Here is a 13,086-nt window from a genome sequence, read left to right as displayed (position 1 = left end):
TCGGGCATCATTTGATGTTGCCGGAATATCTGTATTTGCTGCCGCGCGGGGAAGCCACGCATGCCTGAGATCGATCTTGTCGTGTCGGGAAGCGTGGTCACTCCCGAAAGCTATCAGGAAGACGCATGGATCGCCGTTAAGAACGGCAAAATCGTTTCGATCGGTATCGGCGACAAGCCGGCAGCTGAACGCTCCTATGATGCTTCCGGATGCGTCATTCTTCCCGGGGTGATCGACGGTCAAACCCATGCAGGGAGCCAGTTCGGATTCGCGGGCCTTGAGCAGACGACAAGATCGGCGGTAGCCGGCGGTATCACGACCATTGTCGATATGCCCTATGATCAGCCTGATCCGGTTTATACGCTTCAGATCATGCGGGATAAAATCGCCGCGATCGAAAAGCACGCCTATGGTGACGTGGCGCTGTACGCCACCATCACCAACGACAGCGATCTGTCGGAAGTGGGATTGTTGCGGGACGCCGGAGCCTGCGCCTTCAAGATTTCCTCGTTTGAGAATCATCCATCCAGATTCCCGCGGATTCGAAACGACAGGGCCCTGGCTCTGCTGAACTTGCTGGCGGACACGGACGTGCCGACAGGACTGCATAACGAGGACCAGGAAATCGTGCGCGCCACGATGGCTGAATTCGTGGCGCAGAATCGGACCGGCCCCGAGGACCATGAATTCAGCCGGCCTGAATCAGCGGAGCTGGTCGCCACAGCGACATTTCTGGAAATGGGACGCGCGGCGGGAGCGCATGTGCATATCGTTCACCTGTCGTCTCCGGCCGGATTCGAACTTGTGCGGCGATACCAGTCCGATGGCGTGCGCGCGACCGGCGAGATGTGCGTTCACTATCTGCATTTTGATGCGGCCGAAGACATGACACGGCTCGGAACGCTGATGAAGGTCAACCCGCCGATTCGAAGCGGCGTCCGCGACGGATTGTGGGACGAGCTCGAAAAGAGCGGCGCCGAATTCGTGTCGTCCGATCACAGCGCCTGGCCGTTGGAGCGCAAGAAGGTAAAATCGTCATTCGATGCGCCTGCCGGAATTCCCGGGCTTGAGACGCTTTTGCCGGCATTCTTTACCGGACTGAGCCAACGTCGAAAGGACGCGCCGAGGCTTGCGGCGCTGTATTTGTCGGAGCGCCCTGCCAAATTCTTCGGCATTTGGCCCCGGAAGGGCGGCATCCAGGTTGGAGCGGACGCGGATTTCGCCATCGTTCGGAACGAGGAATGGAAATTCGACGCGTCGCAAACCCTGGATGGGCTGAACTGGAGTCCCTATGACGGCGAGATTTTCTCGGCCCGCATCCAGGCCACGTTCGTGAGGGGCCGGCTCGTTTGGAATGGCACGCAAATTGAAGGTAGTCCGGGACATGGCGTCTTCATTCCTCGCTTGCCGTCCTAGCCAGCCCCGCATGTCGATACAGCGGGCGGAACTGCAGGCCTCCGGCAGACCCGAGCGGACGGCAATGGGCGCAACGGCCATGTGGCGGAGAACACAACCATGCTGCAGGTAGTCAGGAACGACGTTCGGCGGGGAGCCGGGGAGTTGCCGGAAGGGGCGGGAAGTTCCGTCACGATTCGAAACGTCTCAAAAAGCTTCCGGACCAAGAAGAGCGTTGTCCACGCCTTGACGTCCGTAGACCTCGATATCCGGCGGGGCGAGTTCGTCTCGATCATCGGCCCCAGCGGCTGCGGCAAGAGCACGCTGCTGATGCTGATGGCCGGTCTTGATGCGGCGACCAGCGGCACGATCGAAATCGATAAACGGCAAATCAAGGGGCCGAATTCCGACATTGGAATCGTATTTCAGCAGGACGCGCTGCTCGACTGGCGCAATGCGCTCTCCAACGTCATGCTTCAATGCGAGATCAGAAAGCTCGACCATGCCGCCTCGAACGCCCGGGCGGAGGAACTTCTGAAGATGGTCGGGCTGGAGCAGTTCCACGCCGCTCTGCCGCATGAACTGTCCGGTGGCATGCGCCAGCGCGTATCGATTTGCAGAGCGCTCCTGCATAGCCCGCCGCTATTGGTGATGGACGAGCCGTTCGGAGCTCTCGACGCTTTGACGCGTGATCAATTGCAGGTCGATTTGCTGCGTCTATGGACCGACCAGAAGATGACCGTCGTGTTCATTACGCATTCGATCTCGGAAGCGGTGTTCCTGAGCGACCGTATTGTCGTGATGTCGCCGCGGCCGGGGCGGATCGAGACGATCATCGACGTCGAACTCGAACGGCCCCGGCGGTTGGCCGTACGCGATACGCCCCAATACGCGCGCCATGTTCACCAGGTAACCGATATCTTCAAGTCGCTGGGTGTGCTGAAGGAGGACGAGGCATGACCGTCGAGGCGGTGGATTCCGGCATGGTCGGATCGAACGCATTCCGCCGCTATTGGCGCGAGCGGTTTGAACTGCCCTATGCCTTCATCGCGCTGGTGGTCCTGATTTTGTTATGGCAGTTCGCATGTTCGTTCATGGGAGTGCCGGCTTATCTTCTTCCCGCGCCGTATGATATCGGAAAAGACCTCGCGCTTCATATGGGCTACTTCATGCCTCATGTGCTCGCCACTTCCGTCGTCATACTTCTTGGCTTCGCCGCCAGCGTCGCGGTCGGTCTTCCCCTGGCCATCCTGCTGAGCTACTCGCCGTTCTTCAACAAGTCGCTTTATCCGCTGATCGTCGGATCCCAGGTCGTGCCCAAAGTGGCGATCGCGCCAGTAATGCTGGCGTGGTTCGGCTTCGGCCTCACGCCGAAAGTGGCGATCGTGATCGCGATCGCGTTTTTCCCGGTCGTCATCAACTCCGTCGTCGGCCTGCGCGCGACGCCGCCCCAGATGGTCTATCTGGCTCACTCGATGGGAGCGAACCTCTGGCAAATCTTCTGGCGCTTCTGTCTGCCGCAGGCGCTGCCGAGCGTTCTGGCCGGCATGAAGATGGCGGCGGTTCTTGCCGTGATCGGCGCCGTAGTCGCCGAATTCGTCGGTGCCGACGCCGGGTTGGGCTATGTGATCCTGGCGGCGTCCTCGAATTTCGACATCACGCGCCAATTCGCCGCGATCGTCCTGCTCTCCGCGCTGGGCATGGCGTTCTACTGGGTTATCGAGCTGATCGAACGCAGGCTGATACCCTGGCATGTTTCGCAGCGAACGGAGCGATGACGACATCCGTTCCGGATGCGACGCAAGTACAGCTTTTGGGAATCAAAGATGAGCCGATTGATAACTGCCGATGAGAAGGGCGTATGTGTGATCGCCGCGACGCCGTTTCAGGACGACGGAAAGGTCGATCTGAACAGCATCGACAGGCTGGTCGATTTTTATCTCGGATGCGGCGTCACCGGCATGACCATTCTCGGGATGATGGGCGAGGCCACGAAACTGTCCGAGGAAGAAAGCCGCACGGTTACCAAGCGGTTTATCAGCCGGATCGGCGGCAAGATTCCGGTCATCGTCGGCGTCAGCAATCCCGGGACCGATCTGCTGCTGCGGTTTGCGATGGATTCGATGGAGGCCGGAGCGGCCGGCGTCATGGTAGCGCCGATTTCGACGCTGCGAACGGAGGAGCAGACGTTCAAATATTTCGCCAGCGTCTGCGAGGGGCTGGGTCATTCGGTTCCGATGGTCCTGCAGGACTTTCCGCTGGCCACGCTGGTTCATATTTCGGTCGACACCATCAACAAGCTCATCGACGCCTTTCCCCAATTGGTGATGCTCAAGCACGAGGATTGCCCGGGCTTCAACAAGCTGACGAGCCTGCGGCGCGGTTCGCTCGACGGAAAACACCGGCGGATCAGCATCCTGGTCGGCAATGGCGGTCTCTATCTGCCCCAGGAACTGGCCAGGGGCGCCGACGGTGCGATGACGGGCTTTGGCTATCCGGAAATGCTGGTCGAGGTGACGCGCCGTTTCGCAGCCGGCGACGCGGCGGGAGGCGAGGACGTCTTCGATATCTATCTGCCGCTGTTGCGCCACGAGGCGCAACCGGGGATCGGATTGGCGCTACGCAAGGAAATATTGCGCCGTCGCGGCGCCATCAAAAGCAGCTTCGTCCGCGCGCCGGGACCAAGACTATCGCGTGATGATCTCGAAGAACTGGAAGGGCTCGTTCAACGGCTGGAGCGACGGCTTGCCGAAAGCCCGCTCCATCTTGAAAAAATCGCCTGAGATGATCAGCCCGCAAGGGACCATGCCACTTCGTCATTGGCGAAGAGCGATTTCAGGGAGCCGACATTGGCGACCTGCACCGATGCCGGCACCTGTCGTGGCTTCTTGACGTAGGTCACCAGGGTCGAAGAGGGCTCAAAACCGTAGAATTGCGGACCGAACACCGAGGCGAAGTTCTCGAATTTATCCAGCGCGTTTTCTTCGTCGAAGACCTGAAGATAGGCCTCGACCGCGACCGGCGCGCTGAAGACGCCCGCGCAGCCGCAGTCGGCTTCCTTCAAATGCTGAAAATGCGGTGCGGAATCGGTGCCGAGGAAGTAGTTCGGCAGGCCGCTGGTGGCGGCTTTCCGGAGCGCTTCGCGGTGTACCTCGCGCTTGAGCACCGGCAGGCAGTACATATGCGGCCGCAGCCCGCCATCGAACAGCGCATTGCGATTGAACAGCAGGTGCTGGGGCGTAATCGTCGCCCCAAGCCGGTTGCCGAATGACGACGCGACGTCCGCGCCTTCCTTGGTCGTGATGTGCTCCAGAACGACTCGCAGGCGAGGGTAACGCTGCAATGTCGGAATCAGAATTTCGTCGATGAATATTTTCTCGCGGTCAAAGATATCCACGTCATGGCGGGTCACCTCGCCATGAATGAGCAGCGGAATGCCGCGATCCTGCATGGTTTCCAGCACCCGCTGAATCTTGTCGATCGAGGTCACGCCGTGCCCCGAATTCGTGGTGGCGTGAGCCGGATAGAGTTTGGCGGCGGTAAAAATCCCGGCCTTGTGGCCTTCCGAGAGATCCTGCGGATCGGATTGGTCGGTCAAATAGCATGTCATGCGCGGCTCGAACCGGACGCCGTTTGGCACCGCGGCGTTGATACGGTCACGGTAGGCGGCGGCCTCCCGGGCGGTCCGGACCGGAGGGACCAAATTCGGCATCACGGTCGCGGTACAGAAGGCACGCGCGGTAAAGGGAACCACGGCTTCAAGAACCTCTGAATCGCGAAAGTGAACGTGAAGGTCGCTTGGCCTGCGAAAGGTTAGGCTTTGCATGAGTCCCGCCTCATAAAATTAACGCCGACGTGAATTGAGCCGTGATCCGTGTTGGCACTGCCAATTCGAGGTGCTGGCAGGGGCGTCTTAACTCCACCGGGAGCGGCTTGGCAAACGCTCGCTTGCCTTCCTTGAAAAGGGCCGGTGAGAAGATAGTCGAGTGTCAAAAGCGGTCAGGCGGAAACCTCGATCGGATCGCCTAGCGCGCTGGCCAAGCCTGCGCTTTTTTCCCCGGCCAGGTGCTCTTCCATGAGTTCGCGGGATCGCAACGCGTCTCCGGCCAAAACGGCGTCCATGATGGCAAAATGCTCCATAACGCCCGACCTGATCTGATCTTTCGTGCGATGGGGAACGAGAACATGGGTCAGGCGTCTCACATCCAATGCCAGCGATGCCGCGAACTCGTTGCCAGCCGCATCCGCGATCAGACTGTGCAGGGCATTATCTGCGTTCCAATAGTCGCCGGGGGACGGCGAGGGCAATGCCAGGAATTCATGCGCCCGGGCCCGCTGATGCTCGATCTGTTCTTTCGCAACTTTGCCCGCAGCCAGGCCGGCAAATTCCGTTTCAAGCAGCCGGCGCAAGCTGAAGGTCTCGACCAGCCGCTGGACGTCCAACCCGTCCACCATGACGAAACGGCCCGCCTCGCGTGCGATCAGCCCCTTGTTCGCCAGTCGGCCCAATGCTTCCCGAAGCGGCGTTCTCGAGACATTCAGGATCGAGGCTAATCCTCGCTCCTGCAGGATGGTTCCGGGCCTGAACTCGCCGGCGAGCATCATTTCGATCAGGCGGTTGTAAGCTTGTTCGCCGAGGCTTTCCGGCCGCAAGAGGTCGGCGCCCCGGGCTCCGGGATCTGGTCGGCCTGTTGCCCTGGTATTCACAGTTTTACCTTTGAAGTTCGCTTTTACCTTGCTTAAACAGCATGTTGCCTACAAATTCCACCTTGCGTCTTGATCTGCAGCAATTGCGCCCTGCGGCGCTCCAGTGCTAAGGCATTGCGCTGGTATACACGAAGTCTTCTCACGGTGTTTCCCAAGAATCTCGGTCGTTGCATCTCGATAATTGAATCTCGGTAATTAATGGCATTAAAGCTCGGAAGGCCGCCGGGAACTGCTTCTGACCCGGACGAAAGTTTGGAAAAGCGCCCGCTGAGCGAGGTCGCTTATACAAAATTGCTGGATCTGTACCTGGCCGGGGAACTGGCGCCGGGGACGATCCTGCAGGAGCGCAGGCTTGCGGAAAAACTGGGTATCTCGAGGACGCCGCTGCGCGAGGCGATATCGCGGCTGGCGGCCGAGGGCCTCGTGACGCCATTTGAAAATCGCTCGCCGATGGTCTCCAAAATGCCCGTACAGAAATACGTGCAGATATTGAAGACGAGAAAGTTGTTCGAGGTCGAGGCGGCCGGTCTGGCTGCCGAAAAGGGGCTGGCGCCGCGCCTGGTTCAGTCGGGCCGCGATGCAATCGCCGGGCTTCTCGAGAAAGAAAAGCCGAGCGTTGCCGAACATTGGGCCGTCGACGATCTGGTTCACGGCATGGTTTCCGACGCTGCCCAGAACAGGCTGCTGGCGACGACCATCCTCGATCTGCGCCGGCGGACACATATTTTCTCGACCGAGCGCATTCCGGACAGATTGCATCCGGGAGCGACCGAGCATCTTGCCATTCTGGACGCCGTGGCATCCGGAGACGCCGTCGCGGCGCGCAAATCGATGGCGGATCATATCGACAATGTGAGAAGCGCGATCGTGGAAGCGATTCTTGCGATAGGAAGCCCATGAAGAAGATGAAAACGAAGAGCAAAACCGAACCGGGCCGGCAAAAGGCCAAGCCGAAGCTCGAACGGGTCGCGCATAGCCGCAAAAGCACGATACGGAAGCGGGCCGGCAGGGTGAGCGTTCTGGATGCGCATACAAGCGCGCCCAGCATGGCGGACCGGGCTTATGATTATCTCACGGAGAGGTTGTCCAACGGATCGCTCCGGGGAGGGGACGTCATTCAGGAGAGCCGGCTCGCCGAGAAGCTCAATCTGTCGCGGACGCCGATTCGCGACGCGCTGGGACGGCTCGAAGGAGAGGGGCTTCTGGAGCGGTCGGGCCGCGCGCTCGTGGTGCGTCGGGTCTCCGTCAAGGAGTTCCTGGATATGCTTCACGTCCGCAGATTGATCGAGCCGGAGGCTGCGTTCCTCGCCACCGGAAAAATGGATCTGTCCCTGCTCGCCGGCCTCAAGCAAAAGGTGCTGGCGGCGCCGGAAAATCAAACCAGCGCGGATCTTTTCGCCCTCGATGAAAGCATCCATCTGAACATCGCGAACTCACTGCGAAACGATTGCCTGGCCGATCTGGTCCGTAACCTGCGGCGTCGCACCCGACTGTTCGAACTGACGGAGTTTCCCGGGAAAAATCGATCGGATCGTATTGAACACCTGAAGCTGATCGATGCCTTGATCGCCAACGACGCTCAAGGCGCGAGAAATGCCATGCTGGAGCATCTCGATATTCTGCGCGAAGAAGTGGTCGGACAAATTCGAAGCCTGTAATCCCGCACGGTTCGAAAGCGATGGAAGCGATCACTTCTGAAACGATTACTTGGGTTGCATGGGACGAGGCGCGCGATTGGCTTTGGGCTAAAGTCTATCGGCGAGCCGTGCGACCGTACTTCTCATGCAGGGCGGGAAACAGCCGGTCCGGCTTGAACGGCACCGCGGTGAAGCGGATACCGGTTGCGTCCTTGAGCGCATTGCCGAGCGCCGCGGCCACCGGATTGTACGGGCTTTCACTCATCGATTTCGCGCCCATCGGCCCGATTGTGTCGCTGGTGTCGGCGAAATACACCTCGGTGCGGGGTACATCCGCAAATGAAATCAGGTGATATTCCCGGAACTTCGGATTCATCACGCGGCCGCCATTCAGTTCCATTTCCTCGTATAGCGTCGCGCCGAGCGACTGCGCGACACCGCCCTCGATCTGGCCGCGGCACTGCATCGGATTGGCGACGATGCCGGCATCCGCAGCCTGCACGCTCTTTAATATCCTGATGATGCCGGTATCCTTGTTCACGGCGATGCGGAAGCCCTGCACATTGAACGCCACCGAGCGCGGCGTGCCGGCCGAATTGCCGTGTGCGATCAGCGTTTTTCCTTGTGCCCGCGCCGCTGTCGCGAGGTGGGCGAACGACATGCGCCGATTGCCGCAGATCACGGCATCGTTTTCAAGCACGCAGGCCTCGGCATTCATTTTGGTTTCGGCCGCGGCAAAATTCTTCAGATCGGCGGCGAGGCTTTCGGCCGCCGCCTGGGTCGCGCGTCCGGCGACGAATGTTCCGGTGCTGCCATAGGCGCCGGTGTCGTGTCCGCCATTGGCGGTGTCGGATTGGCGCAGGTGGATTCGTTCCACGGTCGTCGCCAGCGCGGTGGCGGCGATTTGCCGATGCACCGTGCTGGTGCCGTTGCCGAATTCGGCGGTGCCGACCACAAGCTCGAAGCCGCCATCCTCGCGGAGCGAGATTCTGGCGTCGGCGATATGGCCATCCGGCGGAACGGTCGTGATCATCGTCAACGCCATGCCTTCGCCGGTCAACCACTCGGCCGATAGCTCCGGCGCGGATGTGTCGTCCTGCATGGCACGCTCCACCAGGTCGAGGCATTGGTCCAGCCCGTAGCTGCCATATACGACATCATCGTGGCCCGGTCCGGGCGGAGCCAGGATCGGATCGCCTGCCTTCACCACGTTGCGTCGGCGAAAATCATACGGGCTGATGCCGAGGCTTCTCGCCAGTTCATCCATCGCCGCCTCGACCGCAAAGGTGGTTTGCGGCAGGCCGTAGCCGCGAAACGCCCCGGCCGGCACCGTATTGGTATAGACGACGGCGGCGTCGACCTTTTTGTTCGGACAATTATAGGCGCTGATGGACTCGTTGCAGGCGTGAAACAGCACCGAGCGTCCATGATTGCCGTAAGCGCCGGTGTCGGAGAGTACGTCGATTTGCAGCGCCGTCAGCGTTCCGTCCGCGGCGGCGCCGGCTTTGACAGTCACCCGCATCGGATGCCGCGTCGACGTTGCGGTGAACTGCTCTTCGCGGGTCAGTTCAAGCTTGACCGGACGCCCGGTCTTGAGCGCGGCGAGCGCCAGAATGTCCTCGACGAACATTTCCTGCTTGCCGCCAAAACCGCCGCCGACGCGCTCGCAAAACACGCGGACCTTTTCCGGCGCCAGATCGAAGATCTCGGCCAGCCCGCGGCGCGCCAGGAACGGCGTCTGGGTGCTGGAGCGGACGTTGAGGACGCCATCCGCATCGACCCAGGCAACGCCGCCATGGGTTTCCAGATGGCCGTGCTGAACCCGCTGGGTCGTGAACGTGCCCTCATAGGTGACGGCGGCCTGCGCCAATGCAGCCGCGACATCGCCGAATTCACCATGGATTTCGACGATGATATTGCGTGACGCATTGCTGACGCGCTGTTCGACCGTCTTGTCGGGATGGATGGCGGGCGCGCCAGGCGCGATCGCCTCCGCGGGGTCGAACACGGCGGGCAGGATATCGTATTCGATCTTGAGACGGCGGCAGCCTTCCTCGGCGGCGGCCTCGCTATCGGCGACCACGGCAGCGACCTTCTGGCCGATGAAGCGCACGACATTGTCGAGCACGCGGGTATCGTCGGGATTCCGGGTCAGGCGCTCATGCCGCGCGGTGGAAAACAGCCGGTCCGGCGCATCCTCATGCGTGAACACCGCATGCACGCCGGGCACCGCCAGCGCGGCGGTCTTGTCGATCGAGCGGATATTGGCGTGCGGATGCGGCGAGCGCGCCATTTTGATGTGCAGCAGGCCTTCCATCGCGATATCGAACGTATAGCGCACGGCCCCGGTGACCACTTGCGGCCCGGCCGGGGCGGGCAGGCTGCGGCCGAACGCCGTACCGGCCGCGGCGTCTTCCACATTGTTCCGGTCGTTGAGCGCGTCTTCGATGGCGCGGTAGCCGGTGCAACGGCAGAGGTTGCCTTTCAACGCCGCATCGAGATCCCGCCGCTGCGCCTGGTTCAGCGAGGCGCAGGTCAGGATCATGCCGGCGGTGCAAAACCCGCATTGAAAAGCCTGGGCGTCAAGGAATGCCTGCTGCATCGGATGGATGCCGCCATCGGGGGCGAGGCCTTCAATCGTCGTGATGGCATGGCCATCGGCGCGGAACGCCGGGATCAGGCAACTATGCACCGGTTCGCCGTCGAGCAGCACTGTGCAGGCGCCACAGTCACCAGCGTCGCAGCCTTTCTTCACGCCAAAATGCCCGAGATCGCGCAGAAACGTTCGCAAGCACTGCCCGGTCCCGGGACGTTCGAAAAAATCCTTGCCGTTGACTTGATAGCTTATGACTGCACCTTGGGTAGAACGGATCAGCTTTTTGACCTTGGCGAACACCCGCGTTCATCAACGATCAGCATCCCCTTGATACTATATGGCTGCATGGAAGCAATTGGCGGGCCACCGAAGCCCTTATCAAACCGGCAATAAAGCGTGCTGCTGGGGCAGGGCCAATCGAGCCAATCACTGTCTCAATGGCCGAATATACGTGTCAGGAAAAGAGAAGCAGTGGGTTGGATGCGGCGCGGAAGCGCGCTCGAGGAGAGGCCTAAATGGGATTTCGCGTCTTGATCATCGGCGGCACGGGGCAGGTGGGAGCTGCGGTGATGCGGGCGCTGGCCGCAGAGCCGTCCTGCGCTGAAGTCGTGATGGTCAATCGCAGGGCGGTTTCTCTGACCGCCCATCCCCATGTGCGGCAGGTGATCCTGGATACGGCGGCCGCCCAGTTTTCGGCTGAAGTGACCAAGCTTGCGCAGAGCATGGTGGCGCAAGGGGATCCTGTTTACGGGGCATCCTGTGTGGGCGTCGGTCAAGGCAGCATGAAGTGGAGCGAGGAGGAATTGAAAGCCCTCGAAATCGGCGTGGTCGGCGGTTTTGCCCGCGGTTGTCAGGCCGGCGGCATTACACGGTTTTCTCTGCTCTCTGCCGTGGGAAGCTCCGCGAAAAGCAGGATTCGCTATGTGCGGGTCATGGGGTTGAAGGAAGAGATGGTTCAAGGGATCGGCTTCCAGCATCTCGCGATTTTTCGTCCGGGAATTATTGCAGGCAATGTTCACACACCGCTCTATGCAGCTTGGTTGGGGCGTCTGATTCCGGGACGGTTCGGCACGATCGAGCAAGACGATATCGGGCGCGCCTTTGTCGCTGAGTACATCAGCAACCCGGCTCCAAGCGGGGTTGTGTATCTCGAAAATGGAGCGATGAGGCAGAGGTCTCGCGCGTTGAAACAGTTCCACTAGGTAGGGGCCTTCGTCGCCTCTTGCCCATGCCCTACGTCAAAGCGAACAAGTCACGACGCGGGCCCCGCGGCGCAGCGCTTGATGTCCTTTTCGCTGATCTTCAAAGAACTCGCTTTTACAAGGCGGAGCCCATCGGCCGTCGGAGCGGAAGTCGTCTGGACGGCTCGGAGCCGGCGAGAGCGAACGCTATAACGGCACAATCCGCTGGGCGGCGGCCAGAATATACAATTCGCATAAGGTATATTATGGAATATTTATATGTACAATTGGATCAGATATTTAGCGTGAAATCCTGACGACTGACATCAGTTTCAACACCGCCCTGAAGCGCCTGCCCGTGGTGGCTCTGCCGATAGCCCTGAGGATCCGACGGCATGGTCCGAAAGCCGTTCTTGCCGTCGCGTGCTGACGCTGAAATAACGCGCATCAAGCGAGATCGCAGATGACCCGGCGGCGCCGGGCTCGTATAGGTCTCTCAACAACAATACGTCCCAAGGGAGAAAACCGGATGAGCTTCTCGAGACGCTCGTTGCTCAAGGCGACCGCGGCATCGGCCGTTATCGGCGGTGTTGGCGCGCCGTTGGTGGCGCGGGCGCAGCAGGCCGAGTTCAGCTACAAGTTCGCCAATAATTTGCCGGACTCGCATCCGCTCAACATCCGCGCCAAGGAGATGTCGGCGGCGATCAAGACCGAAACCGATGGCCGGTTCGATCTTCAGGTTTTCCCCAACAGCCAGCTCGGCTCCGACACCGATACGCTGAGCCAGCTCCGTTCCGGCGGCGTCGAATTTTTCACCTTGTCCGGGCTGATCCTGGCGACGCTGGTGCCGGCGGCCTCGATCAACGGGATGGGGTTTGTGTTTCCGGATTATCCCACGGTCTGGAAGGCCATGGATGGCGATCTGGGCACCTATGTCCGCAAGGAGGTCGCCAAGGCCAATATCGTGGCGATGGAGAAGATCTGGGACAACGGCTTCCGGCAGACCACCTCCTCGACCAAACCGATTACCGGACCGGACGATTATAAAGGCTTCAAGATCCGCGTGCCGGTTTCGCCATTATGGACATCCATGTTCAAGGCGTTCGACGCGGCGCCGGCCTCGATCAATCTCAGCGAGGTCTATTCGGCGCTGCAGACCAAGATCGTCGAGGGACAGGAAAATCCGCTGGCGCTGATTTCGACCGCGAAATTCTATGAAGTCCAGAAATATTGTTCGCTGACCAACCACATGTGGGACGGCTACTGGTTCCTGGCCAACCGCCGCGCCTGGGAGGCGCTGCCGGACGATATCCGGACCATCGTCAGCAACAACGTCAACGGCGCCGCCCTGAAGGCCCGGGAGGACACCGCGAAGCTCAACGCCACCGTGCGCGACGAACTCGCGTCTCAGGGCCTGGCGTTCAACCAGCCGGATGCCGCGCCGTTCCGTGAAAAACTCCGTTCGGCCGGTTTCTATTCCGAGTGGAAAGGCAAATACGGCGAGGAGGCATGGTCGCTGCTCGAAAAGGCCGTCGGCAAGCTGTCGTAACGGACGGACACGGATAGCCCG

At 60.5% G+C, this 13,086-nt stretch carries 11 protein-coding genes; 8 read left to right on the top strand and 3 right to left on the bottom strand.

Features of this window, described 5'->3' with window-relative positions; all coding sequences use genetic code 11:
* Positions 1-60: 60 nt before the first annotated feature.
* The 4 genes from HB630_RS23920 (at position 61) to HB630_RS23905 (ending at position 4,178) form a co-directional block, all read left to right on the top strand.
* Positions 61-1,416: an amidohydrolase family protein gene (locus tag HB630_RS23920; RefSeq protein ID WP_213775166.1), complete on the top strand. Its 1,356-nt coding sequence runs from the start codon at positions 61-63 to the stop codon at positions 1,414-1,416.
* Between the two features lie 99 nt (positions 1,417-1,515).
* Positions 1,516-2,355, top strand: coding sequence for an ABC transporter ATP-binding protein (locus HB630_RS23915; protein WP_213775165.1), 840 nt, complete (start codon positions 1,516-1,518; stop codon positions 2,353-2,355).
* Positions 2,352-3,173: an ABC transporter permease gene (locus tag HB630_RS23910; protein ID WP_213775164.1), complete on the top strand. Its 822-nt coding sequence runs from the start codon at positions 2,352-2,354 to the stop codon at positions 3,171-3,173. Before HB630_RS23915 ends, HB630_RS23910 begins: the two co-directional genes overlap by 4 nt.
* A gap of 48 nt (positions 3,174-3,221) precedes the next feature.
* The gene (locus HB630_RS23905) at positions 3,222-4,178 is read left to right on the top strand and encodes a dihydrodipicolinate synthase family protein (protein ID WP_213775163.1); all 957 of its coding nucleotides are present in this window, start codon (positions 3,222-3,224) and stop codon (positions 4,176-4,178) included.
* A gap of 5 nt (positions 4,179-4,183) precedes the next feature.
* On the opposite strand, the gene pyrC is transcribed toward HB630_RS23905, so the two are convergent.
* Both pyrC and HB630_RS23895 read right to left on the bottom strand, forming a co-directional pair.
* Positions 4,184-5,221 carry a dihydroorotase gene (pyrC, locus tag HB630_RS23900; protein WP_213775162.1) on the bottom strand — a complete coding sequence of 346 codons (1,038 nt, stop codon included), beginning with the start codon at positions 5,219-5,221 and terminating at the stop codon, positions 4,184-4,186.
* A gap of 173 nt (positions 5,222-5,394) precedes the next feature.
* A complete protein-coding gene (locus HB630_RS23895) occupies positions 5,395-6,048 on the bottom strand; it encodes a GntR family transcriptional regulator (protein WP_213775161.1) in 654 nt (217 codons plus the stop codon).
* 306 nt (positions 6,049-6,354) lie between these two features.
* On the opposite strand from HB630_RS23895, the gene HB630_RS23890 reads away from it, so the two are divergent.
* Together HB630_RS23890 and HB630_RS23885 are read left to right on the top strand one after the other, a co-directional pair.
* On the top strand, positions 6,355-7,002 hold the full coding sequence (locus tag HB630_RS23890) for a GntR family transcriptional regulator (RefSeq protein ID WP_213775160.1): 648 nt from the start codon (positions 6,355-6,357) through the stop codon (positions 7,000-7,002).
* Positions 6,999-7,760, top strand: a complete 762-nt coding sequence (locus HB630_RS23885; RefSeq protein ID WP_213775159.1) for a GntR family transcriptional regulator — start codon at positions 6,999-7,001, stop codon at positions 7,758-7,760. Before HB630_RS23890 ends, HB630_RS23885 begins: the two co-directional genes overlap by 4 nt.
* A 94-nt stretch (positions 7,761-7,854) precedes the next feature.
* Here HB630_RS23885 and HB630_RS23880 read toward each other — a convergent pair whose 3' ends face one another.
* Positions 7,855-10,587 carry a molybdopterin cofactor-binding domain-containing protein gene (locus tag HB630_RS23880; protein WP_213775213.1) on the bottom strand — a complete coding sequence of 911 codons (2,733 nt, stop codon included), beginning with the start codon at positions 10,585-10,587 and terminating at the stop codon, positions 7,855-7,857.
* 263 nt (positions 10,588-10,850) lie between these two features.
* Here HB630_RS23880 and HB630_RS23875 point away from each other — a divergent pair, with 263 nt between their 5' ends.
* Positions 10,851-11,537, top strand: coding sequence for a hypothetical protein (locus tag HB630_RS23875; protein ID WP_213775158.1), 687 nt, complete (start codon positions 10,851-10,853; stop codon positions 11,535-11,537).
* A 508-nt stretch (positions 11,538-12,045) separates the two neighbouring features.
* Positions 12,046-13,065, top strand: coding sequence for a TRAP transporter substrate-binding protein (locus tag HB630_RS23870; RefSeq protein ID WP_213775157.1), 1,020 nt, complete (start codon positions 12,046-12,048; stop codon positions 13,063-13,065).
* The last annotated feature ends 21 nt before the right edge of the window (positions 13,066-13,086 follow it).

The sequence above is a fragment of the Bradyrhizobium sp. dw_78 genome (assembly GCF_018449525.1).
Taxonomy (GTDB): domain Bacteria; phylum Pseudomonadota; class Alphaproteobacteria; order Rhizobiales; family Xanthobacteraceae; genus Bradyrhizobium.
The sequence above is the reverse complement of the archived record's forward strand: the minus strand, read 5'-3'. Positions and strand labels throughout refer to the sequence as shown.

Coding starts and splice junctions, on each gene's coding strand:
- HB630_RS23920 (WP_213775166.1), top strand. CDS start 61: ATGCCTGAGATCGATCTTGTCGTGTCGGGAAGCGTGGTCACTCCCGAA.
- HB630_RS23915 (WP_213775165.1), top strand. CDS start 1,516: ATGCTGCAGGTAGTCAGGAACGACGTTCGGCGGGGAGCCGGGGAGTTG.
- HB630_RS23910 (WP_213775164.1), top strand. CDS start 2,352: ATGACCGTCGAGGCGGTGGATTCCGGCATGGTCGGATCGAACGCATTC.
- HB630_RS23905 (WP_213775163.1), top strand. CDS start 3,222: ATGAGCCGATTGATAACTGCCGATGAGAAGGGCGTATGTGTGATCGCC.
- pyrC (WP_213775162.1), bottom strand. CDS start 5,221: ATGCAAAGCCTAACCTTTCGCAGGCCAAGCGACCTTCACGTTCACTTT.
- HB630_RS23885 (WP_213775159.1), top strand. CDS start 6,999: ATGAAGAAGATGAAAACGAAGAGCAAAACCGAACCGGGCCGGCAAAAG.
- HB630_RS23875 (WP_213775158.1), top strand. CDS start 10,851: ATGGGATTTCGCGTCTTGATCATCGGCGGCACGGGGCAGGTGGGAGCT.
- HB630_RS23870 (WP_213775157.1), top strand. CDS start 12,046: ATGAGCTTCTCGAGACGCTCGTTGCTCAAGGCGACCGCGGCATCGGCC.